This is a genomic window from Saprospiraceae bacterium, from assembly GCA_016716185.1.
GTDB lineage: Bacteria > Bacteroidota > Bacteroidia > Chitinophagales > Saprospiraceae > Vicinibacter.
This window is the reverse complement of record JADJWV010000001.1, coordinates 84,066-99,200: the sequence shown is the minus strand read 5'-3', so window position 1 is coordinate 99,200 and position 15,135 is coordinate 84,066. Positions and strand designations below refer to the sequence as shown.

General features: G+C 40.4%; 14 protein-coding genes. 3 read left to right on the top strand and 11 right to left on the bottom strand.

All coding sequences use genetic code 11. The annotated features are described in order from the left end of the window. Positions 1–107 precede the first annotated feature (107 nt). On the top strand, positions 108–536 hold the full coding sequence (locus tag IPM34_00375; protein ID MBK8953999.1) for a hypothetical protein: 429 nt from the start codon (positions 108–110) through the stop codon (positions 534–536). 54 nt (positions 537–590) lie between these two features. On the opposite strand, the gene asnB is transcribed toward IPM34_00375, so the two are convergent. From asnB to IPM34_00330, 9 genes are all read right to left on the bottom strand, one after another. After that, complete coding sequence (asnB, locus tag IPM34_00370; GenBank protein ID MBK8953998.1) at positions 591–2,480, bottom strand: asparagine synthase (glutamine-hydrolyzing); 1,890 nt, start codon at positions 2,478–2,480, stop codon at positions 591–593. Positions 2,481–2,490: 10 nt separating this feature from the next. Next, entirely contained in the window at positions 2,491–3,597 is a 1,107-nt protein-coding gene (locus IPM34_00365; GenBank protein ID MBK8953997.1) for a DegT/DnrJ/EryC1/StrS family aminotransferase, read from the bottom strand. 74 nt (positions 3,598–3,671) lie between these two features. Continuing rightward, positions 3,672–4,646: an NAD-dependent epimerase/dehydratase family protein gene (locus IPM34_00360; protein MBK8953996.1), complete on the bottom strand. Its 975-nt coding sequence runs from the start codon at positions 4,644–4,646 to the stop codon at positions 3,672–3,674. 450 nt (positions 4,647–5,096) lie between these two features. After that, on the bottom strand, positions 5,097–5,624 hold the full coding sequence (locus IPM34_00355) for a CHAP domain-containing protein (GenBank protein MBK8953995.1): 528 nt from the start codon (positions 5,622–5,624) through the stop codon (positions 5,097–5,099). Then, positions 5,543–5,998 (bottom strand): hypothetical protein, encoded by a 456-nt coding sequence (locus tag IPM34_00350; protein ID MBK8953994.1) that lies wholly within the window; start codon positions 5,996–5,998, stop codon positions 5,543–5,545. Before IPM34_00350 ends, IPM34_00355 begins: the two co-directional genes overlap by 82 nt. A 33-nt stretch (positions 5,999–6,031) precedes the next feature. Beyond that, on the bottom strand, positions 6,032–6,580 hold the full coding sequence (locus tag IPM34_00345) for a hypothetical protein (GenBank protein ID MBK8953993.1): 549 nt from the start codon (positions 6,578–6,580) through the stop codon (positions 6,032–6,034). Beyond that, complete coding sequence (locus tag IPM34_00340) at positions 6,577–6,987, bottom strand: hypothetical protein (GenBank protein ID MBK8953992.1); 411 nt, start codon at positions 6,985–6,987, stop codon at positions 6,577–6,579. Before IPM34_00340 ends, IPM34_00345 begins: the two co-directional genes overlap by 4 nt. 655 nt (positions 6,988–7,642) lie before the next feature. Further along, positions 7,643–9,121: a right-handed parallel beta-helix repeat-containing protein gene (locus IPM34_00335; protein MBK8953991.1), complete on the bottom strand. Its 1,479-nt coding sequence runs from the start codon at positions 9,119–9,121 to the stop codon at positions 7,643–7,645. A 268-nt stretch (positions 9,122–9,389) separates the two neighbouring features. After that, the gene (locus IPM34_00330; GenBank protein ID MBK8953990.1) at positions 9,390–10,073 is read right to left on the bottom strand and encodes an alpha/beta fold hydrolase; all 684 of its coding nucleotides are present in this window, start codon (positions 10,071–10,073) and stop codon (positions 9,390–9,392) included. 229 nt (positions 10,074–10,302) lie between these two features. On the opposite strand from IPM34_00330, the gene IPM34_00325 reads away from it, so the two are divergent. Beyond that, the gene (locus tag IPM34_00325; protein MBK8953989.1) at positions 10,303–11,217 is read left to right on the top strand and encodes an isoaspartyl peptidase/L-asparaginase; all 915 of its coding nucleotides are present in this window, start codon (positions 10,303–10,305) and stop codon (positions 11,215–11,217) included. Positions 11,218–11,704: 487 nt separating this feature from the next. Here IPM34_00325 and trmB read toward each other — a convergent pair whose 3' ends face one another. After that, positions 11,705–12,412 (bottom strand): tRNA (guanosine(46)-N7)-methyltransferase TrmB, encoded by a 708-nt coding sequence (gene trmB / locus IPM34_00320; protein ID MBK8953988.1) that lies wholly within the window; start codon positions 12,410–12,412, stop codon positions 11,705–11,707. After that, complete coding sequence (locus IPM34_00315) at positions 12,409–13,206, bottom strand: alpha/beta hydrolase (GenBank protein ID MBK8953987.1); 798 nt, start codon at positions 13,204–13,206, stop codon at positions 12,409–12,411. Before IPM34_00315 ends, trmB begins: the two co-directional genes overlap by 4 nt. A 282-nt stretch (positions 13,207–13,488) precedes the next feature. On the opposite strand from IPM34_00315, the gene IPM34_00310 reads away from it, so the two are divergent. Beyond that, the gene (locus tag IPM34_00310; protein ID MBK8953986.1) at positions 13,489–14,895 is read left to right on the top strand and encodes a redoxin domain-containing protein; all 1,407 of its coding nucleotides are present in this window, start codon (positions 13,489–13,491) and stop codon (positions 14,893–14,895) included. The last annotated feature ends 240 nt before the right edge of the window (positions 14,896–15,135 follow it).

Below are 15,135 nucleotides of genomic sequence, written 5' to 3'. Positions count from 1 at the left end.
TTTAATTCCCATCCAAGGAAGACAAATTTGGTGCAATTCAAAAAATACTTTATGTAATTAAAAAAGTCTTATTTTTAATTTTCAAAAATTTTAAAAACTCAAACAAAATGAACACAACGAAATTGCTTTTGGCGACCCTCGTGGGAGCCCTGGTAAACTTTTTAGCAGGATGGGCGGTATATGCCATTGCTTTTAAAAATTTGATGGAAGCCAATATTTCTGATGCGGCTAAAGCCATGATGCTTCCCGAAGACCAGCAAAACATCCTGTTTTATTTTATCAGCGGGATCTTTATGTCGCTTTCCATAGCGATCATTTTTGAACGTTGGGCAAATATCAGAACGTTCCAGACTGGAGCCATTGCCGGTGCTGTAGTCAGTGCCTGTATTTCTCTGGGTTTTGATTTTCAATTTCTGGCCAGTACCACTTTTTACACAGGCTATGGAATCGTTTTTATCAACCTGATCGTGTCCTCTTTGATGGGCGCTCTTACCGGTGGAGCGATTGGCTGGATGCTGGGTTATAACAGAAATTAATACAATTTTCTGATTTAGGATATTTAGGCCCGGCCGTGGAAAAAGCAGTCGGGCTTAAATTTTTTCGCCATGCAGAAAAATTCTGCACCACCATTCAAAGTTCATCAGACTCCAGATCAATAAGCGGTGATTGATCCGATGATGAAAATGTTCATCCAGGATCCTGGCTATATAATCTTTGTTGATATAATCGGTTGAAACCGTTTTTTTATTCAAGAGCAATTCTCGGATGTAGTGTGCATTTTCTCCCCGGTACCAGCTTTCATCGGGAGCACTGAATCCCTGCTTTGGACGATTTATGATTTTCTCAGGTATAAAATCTTCGAGTGCTTTCCTGAGTACATTCTTGCCATCCTTAAATTCTTTGTAAAGCTGTTTCTTATTTCCAAAAACATCCTCGTCCATTTTTTTCAATTTCTCCAGGTCGGCAAGTTTATGCCTGACCGGAATTTTTTGTGCAAAATCCACCAGGGCATTGTCCAAAAACGGAAATCTTTCCTCCAATCCATTAGCCATAGACAGTTTATCGCCAACGACCAACAACCCGGTGAGAAAGGTTTTGATTTCGAAATAAAGACTGTTCTGAATATGTTGTTCCGGAGTATCGTACCGCAAGCGATCGTTAAAGAGAAAAACCCTTTCGAAAGCTGTCCGAGGACCATCCTGATCAATATTTGGAATTAAAGATTCGTTGAATAGTTGATTTTTTTGCTCTTCGGGGACCAGTCTCTGCCAAAATCCGTAATACTGATCAAAATAATCCTGTTTGTCGATAGATTGAAATACGCGGTAATATCTCCACGGATATCCGCCGTACAATTCATCTCCTCCTGTTCCCTGCAAGCAAACTTTTACAAATTTCGAAGCCAGTCTGCTGATGTAATAATTGGGATAACTCATTCCTACCCGCAGGTCTTCGAGATGCCAGACCACGCGCGGCAAGGACCAGGAAAGATCTCCTGCGTTGATCACCTGCTCGTAATGCTCTGTTTTAAAATGATTGGCCATGAGTTCAGCATCGCGTCGCTCGTCGTAATTGGCTTCCACACCCGTAACACTGCTCATGTCAAATCCACAGGTAAACGTGGTAATCCTGGGTACTTGTTTACTGGCCAAAGCTGTAATGGCCCCGGAATCCATTCCTCCGGACAAATAACTTCCGATGGGAACATCGGACACCATTTGTCTCGTAACTGCATTTTGAAGTAAGCGCTCGGTTTCCAATTTGGCTTCTTCAAAATCCATAGATTCGTCCGTAGCTGTAAAATTGTAATCCCACCAGGCCTGGTGCTGCAACTGTTTTGTGCTTTGATTTATAGCCAGAGTATTTGCTGCCGGAAGCATGTAGATCCCTTCAAACAAGGTGTGATATCTGAATAAATTTTGAAAAGTAAAATATTCGTTGAGCGCCGGAATATTTAGATTAATCTGGTATGAGGGATGCTGAAGTATGGCTTTGATTTCAGATCCAAACAATAAAGTTTGATTGCCAAAAAAGTAATACAGGGGTTTTACACCGAACCGGTCTCTGGATAAATAAAGTGTTTTTGATTTTTTATGGAGTGCGGCGATCGCAAACATGCCGTCGAAGAGTTGAAAATAATCCGGGCCAAAGCGGCTGAGGCCTTCGACAATAACTTCTGTATCCGAATTCGATTTAAACCGGTATCCCAGAGAGATCAGTTCTTGTCTGAGCGATTTAAAATTGTAAACACAGCCATTAAACACCAAAACCCAGTCTTGATCAGCAGACAACATGGGTTGAGCTCCAAGATGACTTACATCGAGTATGGAAAGCCGTCTGTGGCCCAGTCCGATGTTTTCGTGGATATATGTTCCTCTACCATCCGGACCCCTGTGTGCGAGCGCGTCGGTCATCTGGTTCAACGCAGTTTCTGAAACGCGTTGACCGTCTAAATGAAAGATGCCGGTGAGTCCGCACATGGATGATGGATTATTTTACTGATTGAATACAATCTGCGATGTAATGAAAATCTTCTGGTTCCATCAAATTATGGAGTGGTATGGACATTGATTGTTGGTCAGCCTTACGGGCGTTAGGAAAGTCCTCAGCTTGAATTCCAAATGTGTTCCTATAAAACTGAAGCATGTGCACGGCATGCGTTCCTGGTCGTGTGGCAATTCCCTTGTTTTGTAGAAATTCCATCAATTCGTTGCGGCGTACAGGCGCCTTTTCTTCATCGATAAACAAGACATAGGATTGCCATCCGTGTCTGTATCCATCGGGTGTTTTCGGAGTTCTGATCCAGGAAATATTTTTAAAGGCTTCTTCATAATAGGCGGCCCACTGATTTCTGTACTGAATGAATCCATCCAGTTTTTCGAGTTGTACATTCCCGACAGCACCTTGCAGATCCGTCATCCGGTAGTTGTAACCCACCATTTCGAATTCGGGAAGAATGTAGGGTTTAGGTCCTTTGTGCCTTTGCTCTTCTGAAATGGAAGCACCGTGATTTCGAAGTCTGTTGAGGGTTTCTGCGATGTTGTCGTCATCTGTAGTCAGCATGCCTCCTTCTCCTGTGGTCACCGATTTGCGGGGATGAAACGAAAAGCAACCCACATCGCCCAATCCTCCGGCGGGTTTGTTCTTGTAATGAGCTCCGGCAGCACAAGCTCCATCTTCGATGATCGACAATCCTTCACTAACGGCTTTTACAGCATCCATATCGGCACAAAGACCAAACAGATGTACCGGTATAATTGCTTTTGTTTTTGAATTCCTTTTTTCGTGAATTTTTAAGGGGTCTACATTAAAAGTGTGAAGATCGATATCGACAAACACGGGTTTGGCACCACAATACATGGCTGCATTGGCTGTAGAAACCCAGGTAAAAGCCGGAACGAGGACCTCATCTCCCTGTTTAATTCCCACGGCAAGCAATGCCAGATGCAAGGCTGTTGTACAATTGGAAACGGCAATTGCATTTTTCACCTGATGGATTTCAGCAAATCGTTTTTCAAATGCCGCTACTTGTGGGCCCTGCGTCATCCATCCCGAGAATATGGGTCCTTTACAGGCTTCCCATTCTTCCTGGCCCATGGAAGGTTGCGAAATTTGAATGTATTTTCTTTGACTCAAAATAATAGAATTTGAAACGCAAATGTAGTTGCGATTCACGATATTTTTGAAGCCTCTCTCCAGTCAATTAACTTCATCAGGCCTTCTCTCAACGAGTAGTTATATTTAAATCCAAGCTCTGCTTCTGCTTTTTGTCTCGAGCCGATCCGGTTCTGCACCAGGGCCCGTGCATCGTCTGCTGAATAAGGTTTGTATTGAACCGTCAGATCTGAGTTTTTGAGTTCGAGAATCAAATCGCATAATTCCCGGATGGAAGTTTGGACTTCGGTACCCACGTTGTAAAATCCGGATTGAGTATCGGATATTAGTGCACAGACGTTAGCACGCGCCACGTCTTCCACATAAATAAAATCGTAAGCCTGTGATCCGTCTCCATTGATTACCGGGGATTCGTTGGCATCGATCTTGTTCAACATGATGGGAATCACTCCCGTATAAGCAGCAGTCTGGTCCTGGTGTGGACCGTAAACATTCATATAGCGGAGTCCGATGACGGCTAATCCGTAACGGTCGTTGAAAGCCGTACACATGGCTTCACCTGCAATTTTTGTAGCCCCGTAAAAATTTTTATTGTTGAATGGATGATTTTCGGTCATCGGGATTTCAACAGCATCGCCATATACTGAAGCAGACGAAGACCAGATCAGCTTTTTGACTTTATGTTTTACACAGGCTTCCAGCACATTGAAGGTTCCTGCTATATTGACTTCAAAGGCCGTTCTGGGGTAATCCTTACAATGCAGCAGCCACATGGCCGCAAGACAAATGACGTAATCTTTGCCCTGAACAGCGGTATCGAGGATGTCCACATCCCGGATGTCGCCTCCAAAAGGAAATAAAGAACAACGACTGTCGGTCAGTGCTTTATCGAGGTATTCCCGTTTTCCCCGTGTAAAATTGTCATACACCACTACTTCGGCAACCGGGTGTTTTAGTAATTCTTCAACGACAAAACTGCCGATAAATCCTCCGCCACCGATGACCAGAATTTTACTGTTCGCTATTTCCATGCTGAAATTTAATTGAAAATAAAATTGTTTCCGAAACCAGCTGCAAAAGTATAATAATTCAGGGATTTTCCGGTATTTCAAATCCGGCCGGTATTTCTTATATCACTTCCTCTAAATCAAGAAGTATTGAAACAATTGTTTTAATAACGATCGTTAGTTTAGTTTACATTTTAGACAGATTTATCTAAAATTCCTTTACCTGAATGCAATTCATATTCATGGAATCGGAGCATTTAACCAAAAATACAAAATAATTTGAAGGGCTAATTATAAAACCTGATATGGCTTCATGGAGCCGACTAAAATGTTATAATTTTAAATTCACCTGTACTTTTTCTTGCAGACATTTTTTAGGGTGTATGCAAAAAACCTAACATACGTTAGTTGTTTAAAAGGAGAAATATCAAATTTATTTGCTTTTCGCTTTAAGCCTTGCCCGTTTAGTCCCTTTCAATCCCCCGTCCACCGGCTGATCGAATACGTTGCATTCAGACTTCTCTTTTTGAGTTTAAATACTCCGATCCCTTCCCGGCTACCATTGTCGTTCGAATTTCCTTCTACCGATTCATATATGCTTTTGTTCACCTGGCGATGAAAAAATCCGGTATGCCCGATGCGTTTGAGTTTGGGATAATACAAGCAAAATACATCTCCGCTTTTTGGAGTTTTTAAAGATTGTTTTTTGGACCAAACCAGGTTCTTTTTGTTTTGAGCTGTCGGACTGTATACATTGATTGGAGTCTGGATTCCAGCCTGATCAAATACCCACTTCACAAACGCTGCACACCAGGGCTGACCTGCTTTTCCGCCGGCTGCTTTCAAATACTCTTCGACTCTGGCTCCTTTGTTGGCCCCTCCCTGCTCAACGACTCCAAGTTCATCGAGATAGATGCAACTTATACATGGGCTTTGTACAGACTGACCAAAGCAGCAATGAAAAAGCAATATAAAAACACAAGTAAAAATAATTTTTGCCATGATTGTAAATTATCAAAATCTTCTTTGGAACGATTGTTAACCTGAATTTTTTGTGAGCGCTGATCGAATTCCTTTGATCCCTTGTAATATTTCCATAGATGCCTGAAGCAAAATCGCAAAGTAAAGAATGCAATGCTGTTAAAAAATAAAAATTCACCAGTGGCCAATAAAGCGGCTTGCCAAAAAGACGGATCGTAAAATCCAACGCCTTCTCCAAAAAGATATTGACCCAGAATACCGAGGCCAAAAAAAGCAAGCAAAGCGAGCGGTATCGACCAAAACCCATTCCAGAAGAGCAGAAAGTACTTTAACTTTTTCAGACCGGACGTTTTCTGTTGTTGTTTGTTGTGTTCTGCATTTTCGTATTCAACCATATGTATATATATTTAGTTTGCTAGAGATACGATCTAATGTAAGACATAACCAATGATTCCTCCGGCCAGGAATCCAATGATGAAATACTTGTACCGGTCTCGTTTGGCGCTTTTAATGTACTCCAGTGCCTGGTCGAGATGCAGATTGGCCCGGTCCAATTGTCCGCTCAGAGCATGCAGCTGAACATTCATGCTGGTCAGCGAATCTTGTGTGGTTTTAATGTAAGTTCCTGTAGTTTTATAAAAATCCTGGTTCAATTTGAATAAGGCTTCATATGCGGATTTCCGCTCTTCGTATAATGTAAGAACCAGCGAGTCGCGGGTTTCCATGTTCTTAATCAGGTCTTCATAGGTGTCGCTCGAACTGAATAACAAGCGGTAGGCCTTATTGTATTTTTCAAACGTTGGTTTATTGAATAACCAAAGTGTATCCAGTTGATTGTCCAGTTGAATGCCGCGGGTGATGTAATAAACATTGACATTCATACTATCTCTAATTGCAATAGGATCTCTGAGCTGGGTATTCCCCGTAATACTCAAGCAAAGAAATCCAATTGCCAAAAACACGCGTGAATTGTTCATTGTCTGTTCGGAATTAAAGGTTTGGTTTCAATTTCCCGGGGCAACTCCTTGAGCAAGTCCAGAATATCCTTCCTTTGAATTTGAAGCTTATCGACCTGCTTCTGAATGCCCGAAACCTTGTTTAGAATATCTCTTTCTCTTCCCAGCAGGGCACTGTCTATTTTAAGGGATTTCTGATGGTACAATTCAAGTTCAGTTTTAAAAAGATCAGTCTGTGTCTTCAATCCAAGTACAGTAGCATCGATGGTCCGTATGGTAAGTTGGGCGGAGTCGATCAGATCTTTGGCCTTTTCAATTTCCTTGATGGCTTTGGTCAGTTTACTTTGCGTAAATATCGACATAATCGTAAAGGTGACCAATCCCAGAATCAGTACCCAAAACCCAATTTTATATTGTATTTCGTTCATCGTAAGAAAATGGAAGTTACGAAATCTATTTGTGTCAGACAAATTTCTTGTTAAATTTGGGTTTCAAAAAGGGTGTTTTTCCTGTTTTTTATACGGGTTATTCCTGATTGCAAGAATCTGCGCTTTTGTATCTTTCGTGAAGATTTTAATACCTGGCCTTTTTAATTTTGGCGTGTGACAGAAAAATCGAATTTCACTTATGGAAGAATATAATTTCAAACGGACCCAAAGAAACCTGTTGATCCTTGGACTTTTTTTCATAGGATGGATCGCGTTTGTAAAGTATAACGGTGAAACGGAATATACAAATACTTATTTGGAATATTGCATATTGATTGATTCAATATTTTTAACGGGACTATCTTATTATCTGAGTCCGGGATTAAAAAGTTTGAATATATTGTTGGTGTTGGGATTTATAATTTTTTTACTAACTTTTATCAGAAGCTACAACATTGGTTCATTTTTTTTCATGTTATTTATTATGAACGAATTTTCACGTGTCAATTATAATTTCACTTCTAAAGACATTTTTTGGAAACTGGAAGAATGGTACAACAAAAGGACAACTTAGTCGTATGCTCATCCTAGTCTTCACACGACCATGCTCATCGTAGTCTTCACACGACCAAGTCTATTCCATTTACATAAACACTCAATATTTACAGATCTTCCTGAAAAAGAAGCCTGCTCTGGATTCTAGCTGAAGAATATACAATCCATCACTCAATTTATCAAGGTCTATAATTTGATCATTGGGTTCTAAATCCGTTTTAAAATGTAAATTTCCACGAAGATCATAGATATGTATTTTTCCTTGAGTGAAATCATGTTCAATATTTAAAGCATCTTTAAACGGATTGGGATAAATAATCAATTTATCAGGTTGGTTCTGTTCAGTGAACGTAGTTACCCCACCTTCATAGGCTCCTATGGAAGGCGGATTTAGATAGAGCTTGCCTGTTCGATCGGTTTTTACTGAAGGCTCTGGTTTTCCTTTTCCTATTGCAGGTGAAATTGACAACAAACGGTAATCGCCATTTGCCAGACTCATGAACTGAGGATTCATCTGAATAATCCCCTGTGTTTCCATTACCGGCAATTGGGGTCCCCGCCAATTTGCATTATCAAGATGATACCAGAGGTTGTTTGAAAATTTAAAAGTGGATGGGCTGGTATTGGGACCGATATTCACATCCGTAGAAAGAGAATTATTTACCACAACAATGTTGTTGATGAAATGATTGTTGGCACTGCTTAAATAAAAACTGGTATCTGCGCTCTCCTGAAGAATTCGCAAAATCCATCTTTCCGGCCGGATGATGGTGTTGTTGATAAACCGGATGTTTCGACTTCCTACAAAAGCAACCGGGGTTACGGATCCTTCAATGATGTTTGCAGCAGCTGTGATGTTTCTTGCTTCGTAATTGATGCCAAACGGTCTAAAAAAAGCTGCTCCTGTACTTCCTCCCAGGTTTAAGGTTCGTTGACCACCGTTGGTAAAATGATTGGCCAGGATTTCGATTTCGCTGGAACCGCCTTTTGCCTGGATGCTATTACTTCCCAGTTGTATAAATCGGTTGTTGTAAATGGTTCCGGCATGGCATCCAACCATATCGATCCCACTGCCACCTGTGGCTCCGTTTTCAAAATGGCAATTCCTGATGATGAAGGAATCCAGTCCTGACAGTTTCAGCAAATCGTTATTACCGCTTGCAGCCATATCCCTGAAGATGCAATTTTCAATCACGACATGTTTGGTGGGACTTTCCATACTTCCTGCATCATCGATGTTCATACCGTTTCCGGTTTGAGCGCGCACCGTCAGATTTTCTATGTGTAAAAATTCTGCGTCACTAAAATGCATGGATTCGCTTCCCCCGCTAAAAATTACCTGTTCTTTTGTGGTTCCTTTGATGGTGATCCAGGCATTCCTGTGGCCTTTCAGATTGCTGATAAAATAAGGGCCTGTGTACGTAGCAGGATGCAAAAGTATGGTATCACCGGGTAAGGCCACTGCAGCTGCTGCAGCTGGATTTGCATAAGTTCTGCCGGGCCCTACATTCAGAATCCGCTGCGAAAGGGCAGTTGAAAATAAATGCAGAAACATGCAAAAAGCAATGAAAAATTTCATATCCATATTTGAATAAAATAAATGACTTTTAAAAAATAGTTTTAATTGAAAAACCTAAATTCGAACTCAGACTTGATTTTGTAAAATTAATAAATGTCATTGGGATCCAGAGTAATCTTGATGAATGGGAAAGAAAAAATAGTAAAAACTCGAAGATTATTTTCTGGGCATTCTGGTCAAATCAATGGCTCCATTTAAAATTTTTATTCTGGAATGTAAGCTGAGTTCTGTTTAAATATATTATTTTGGATAATAACAATAATAGAACTTAGCTGAAAAAACCGGACAACAGGTCCGCAATTTTTTTGGTATCTACTTTTTCAATTGGATGTATCGTATTTTCAAGCAGTTTAAATTGAGCATTGGGGATAATCCCTGCCGTTGCAAGGGTTTCTTCCAGGCTTACCATATGATCTTTATCTCCAAGCAACAACAAACACTTTGCATCCAATTGTGACAGCGAAATTTCATTCAGTAAGGGATTATTTCCGAGTGCGATCATCATGGATGCTGTATTTTCAAGAACATGCTTCCAATAAGTGCCATGTCTTTTTTCAAGTAAGGCGGCAAATCCGGGAAATTTTTCAATAACAACTGCAGGCGAAAGTACAGAAGTTTCCTTAACTGCTGTTTCCGGATCCCAGGCAAATTTTGTTGCGAGACAAGCTATTTTTTGAATTCTACCGGGATAAATGAGATTGTGATATAAGGCAACATAGCCCCCCATGCTGTAGCCAAATACCTGAACATCTTTCAGCTGATATTCTTTTATATAACGATCGAGCTCTTCAGCCATTTCCGGAATGCCAAGGGAATGAACTGATCCCGATGTTTGACCGTGGCCTTTAAATTCCAACAAATTGATAGTAAATTGAGACCTAAGTTCGGACGCTAATTTTTCCAATTGTTTTTGGTCACCCAATGCCCCATGCAACAAGATAAGGTCTCTCATCGTATTAAATTAAATCGAAAGTTAATATACTTTGTAGATACTGCGGGCATTGGATAAACTAAATTGTAAGATTCATCTGCATGACATGAGATGTTCATTTATGGAAGCTCGATGATGGCTTAAATTATTTATAAAAATTCAAATTGTAATTCGAATGAAGTAGTAATTTATTCAAAAGCGCATCTGAACAGAAAGCTTAACTTTACGCAAATTAATAAAAACAGAAAACATGTATAGCATCGCCATACACGGAGGAGCCGGCACCCTGATCAGATCGGATATGGACGCCAAAATTGAAAAAAAATACAGCAAAGCTTTGGAAAAGGCTTTGAACAAAGGCTTTGAAATTTTAAAAAATAATGGAACGGCTTTGGATGCGGTGACTGCAAGCGTGGTTTCCCTGGAGGACTGTCCACTTTTTAATGCAGGTAAGGGTTCGGTGTTTACTTCAAAAGGAACACAGGAAATGGATGCATCTATTATGGATGGAAAAAGTTTGGATGGCGGTTCTGTAGCCATGATAAGAAGGATTAAAAACCCTGTATTACTAGCACGCGCTGTAATGGAAAAATCAGAACACCTGATGCTTGCTGGAAAGGGGGCAGAGCAATTTGCAAAAAAGCATGGTTTTAAAAAAATGGCTGACGATTATTTTTTTACAGAGCATAGATATAAACAATTGTTGCTGGCCAAAAAAAATAAAGAGATCATTCTGGATCACGACTCCAGAAAATTCGGCACGGTGGGTGCGGTTGCCCTGGATCAGACTGGAAATTTGGCGGCTGCAACTTCCACAGGGGGCATGACCAATAAAAAATTCGGACGCATTGGGGATACACCCATCATTGGTTCAGGCACCTGGGCCGACAACACAACCTGTGCGATATCTTGTACCGGCTCCGGAGAATACTTTATGCGCATGAATGTGGCTTTTCATGTGGCTTGTATGATGAAGTATGGAAAGATGAGCCTCGAACAAGCTACCCGCAAAATTGTATTCGATCTCTTGCCGGGAATACAAGGCGATGGCGGACTGATTGCTGTAGATAAAAAAGGTAATCTGAGTCTGGTGTTCAATACCGAAGGCATGTACAGGGCCTACAGGAAAATGGACGAAGAAGCTGTGATAGAAATTTACAAATAGGGTAAATGACGCATACAGCCCAAAAGCTCAAAGCTGTAAACTCAAAGCCTAGAAAATGTCATTGAAATCATTGATATTTTTCTCATATTAGTTTTAAACTAACAAATGTTAGTATTGAAATAAGAGTTCTGAAATTTCCCGCACCTGTCCGACTGATATTTTGTTTTAAAATAATGGAAAACATGTTCGGTCAGGCGGGGATGACGCAGATTTACGCGGAACTTTATTTTACCAATAAGCAATCAATAGAATCTTTCCTTATTGCTTCAGAAACTTTGCTCCTCCCGACATCAAGGTGATGTATTTCCATTTTTAGCTATTTCATGTAGGGACTCCATTCCCAATGAATATGTCACCCCTACGGGGCTGGGTTTATGATGTCATCCTTTGCTCTTTGCTCCTTGCTCCCGACATCAAGTTGTTCAATTTTTATTTCAATTTCATCAGCCGGGATTGCACTTTCCACTTTTAGCTTTGAGCTTCTCGCTTAAAGCTTTGTCTCCCCTGAATACCTAAACCCCACATACTTTATTTTTTTTCCTATTTCCAAATGCATACGCTCGTAGTAAGTTTTGATATCCAATTCCGGAAGGTCTAATGCCGATTCATAAATGGATGCGTTCCACGTGAGGAGTTCATAAAGCGGATGCTTTTCAATCGTTTCTAAACTGAATTCGTATAGAACCGGGTCATCCGTTTTCAAATGCAACAATGCACCGGGTTTAAGTACATCTTTGTATAAATTCAAAAAACTTGTGGAAGTCAGTCTTTTTTCGGACTTGCTTTTTTGGAGGAAAGGATCGGGGAAAGTGATCCAGATTTCATCGACTTCAGAGATCCCAAAAAAATGTGGAAGCAGCTCAATGCGTGTCCTTACAAATGCAACATTGTTTAAGTCTTCAGTCAAAGCAGCTTTAGCTCCTTTCCAGATCCGGGCACCCTTAATATCCACACCGATGAAATTTTTTAATGGAAATGATTTGGCAAGCGATACGCAATATTCGCCTCTTCCGCATGCCAATTCCAAAACCAGTGGATTCGTGTTGTTAAAATATTTTTCCTTCCACGATGATTTAAAATCAACTTTGGTTTCTGCGTTTGAAAACAGATAGGGTTCCTCAAAGCTGAAATTCTCAAATACGTTGGAAAGGCTTAGATTTTCTGCGAATTTTTCGAGTTTGCTTCTTTTACTCATTGTGTTTCAAAATTCAGAATCCGTTCCAGTTGGTTTTGAAAGTTTTCGAGATCGTATAAATTTTCATTAGGCCTGTCATCTAATTGGATAAAGGTTTCCGGATCTTTCAGTAGCATTTTTAGCTTTTGGGCTTCAGCCGCAGTGCAAGCTGTTTTTTGTAAAGGTCTTAGAATGTAAACCGGACTCAGGCAATCGTGGAGAAATTCATCGGTATTAAAATCATATTTCAATTCATATGGCAGAAAGAAAGCAGGATATCGTTTTTTGATCCAGCTGCGCAAGGAATAAACAGGATTTTCAAGGATCAGCAGTCGGGCTGGGAGCATGGTGTTTACATAACAGGCTACAGGAACTAAAAAATCCATGGCATATACGATGATGCTGTCTTCCCTGTATCGTTTCAACAGCCAATCCATGCAGGATGTGACATCTTCAGTAAGACTTGTTTCCGTAAGCTGGCCGCTGCTTTTTCCGAACCCTCTGTAGTCCGGGAGCAACACTTTATATCCCATGGAGAGAAAAAGCTGGCTTTGTTGCTGAAACCGGTCGAGATTGCCCCGAACCCCATGGAGGAATAAGACAATGCCCTTTTCTTTATACCTTGTATGATAAAGCATGGCAGACAATTCCTGATTGCCAGGCAGAGATATCTGCATTTGCTCAATTCTTTGCGAAACAGGAGTGTCGTATTGACTTGTTCGTTCAGTTTTGAATAGAATCGGATTGATGAATATGTAAACAGAAAGGACCCCAACCAGGTACAAAATGCAGATAACACTTGAAAACAGGATCATATTTTTCCAGGTCCATGTCATGTTGGCAAGGTATAAAATAAGGTCGAATTGTCGAGCTGATTTATGAGAAACTTCAACACTATTTTTCCGATGGTGCAGAGGAGTAGAGGATAACTTTAAAAACAAACAGGATTTTCCAGATAAAATGTACGGCTCTGGGGAAGATTGTTTAAAAACAAATGAATTTTCTTAATAAAAACTTAAGTTTTTGAAAGCTTTTGGAATCGTTATGCGAATGTGCCGGGGCTTTATTTATTTTGTCGGATAATTCATCAGGAAATCATGCGTTACATTGCAATTTTAAGTTTATTTCTGGTTAATGGCCTTTTTGCGCAGTCCGATAGTTGCCACATCAAATTCCAGATAGAGGGCATTCAGGAAGGTAAAGTCAAGTTTATCGCCGTCTTTGCCGACCAGAATTATATCATTGATTCTACCCTGGCAGATGCTTCCGGCAAATTTGAACTGAGAAGTAAAACTAAAATTCCGAGCGGATACTTTTATGCGATTCTGCCGGATTACAGCAATTTTCATTTTATGATCGGCGATGAGGTATTTTTTTCCATGAAAGCCAATAAAAATGACATCGTTGGTACCATGGAGGTTACGAATTCGATCGACAACTTTATGCTGTACGAAAACTTCAGAATGCAAACCCGTCACGATGAAGATGCAAAACCTCTTCAGGAATTGAGAAATGCTGCAGGAACTCCCCCCGAAACGATTCAGAAAATTGACAGTTTGCTGGATGTCATGCAAAAAGAAAGAAAAAACCAACTTTCTGATTTCCGAAAAAAATATCCTAATGCCCTGTATACGAAATTCAAAACAGCAGGGCAAAACCCGGACCTGGTTGATGTCCGATTGCCCAATGGCGAGGTGGATCGCGAACAGCAGCTGGAATTATTTCGCAAATCATTCTGGGATCAGGTGGATTTTAGCGACGAACGATTGTTGCGCACTCCGGTAATAGCCAACAAATTGAAAAGATTGATATTGGAACTAACCCCTCAACAACCCGATTCAATCATCAGGCAAGCTGATTATGTCATTAAGAAATCCATGGTCAACAAAGAGATGTTCAAGTTTGTAAGCAACTGGATTGCATTGAAATTTCAGCCTACTCAAACCAAAGTCATGGATGGAGAGGCGGTCTTCGTTCACATACTCGAAAATTATTTTGATACAAAAGAAAAGGCTTTCTGGGCTTCAGATAAGGATCTTGCTGATTTTAAAAAGAAGGTTTTTGAAATGAAAGCCAGTCTGCTGAATAGAAAAGGACCCGACGTCATCTCTACTGACTTTTATGGCAACACGCGATCCATTTATGAATTAAAAGAAGATTTCGTGATTGTTTTTATGTACGACCCCGATTGCGACCATTGTCAAAAGGAAACTCCTTTACTTCGTGAGTTTTACAAGAAGTGGAAACAAAAGGGGGTTGAAGTATTTGCAATCGTGCTCAATACCTCAGATGAGGAATGGAGGGCATTCGTTCACAAAAACAACATACAGGATTGGATCAATGTACACGACCCAACCAATCGTAGCATTTATGCAAAATATTATGTAGATATCACTCCCGAGCTATACGTATTGAATAAAGAACGAAAAATCATCGGTAAAAACCTCAAAGTCGAACAAGTACCCTTTATCATCGAACAGGAATGGAAAAGAATGGGGAAGTAAGGAGTTGAGTGAGCGAAAAGCCAAAAGCTTTAAATCAGAGTGCAAGAAGCAAAATAAAATAGGGACAAACTTATAGCCGCGAGAGCTCTCCGTATTTACTCAATGAAGTAAACCCAATCCGCAAACCGCAAATCGGTTTAAGATCCAATTATTGTTTCTAAAAATTGGATCATAGCCCATCGTCGGTGAAAAATATCCAACCACAACACGGTTGAATCCAAATTTTACAAGAGAAAGAAA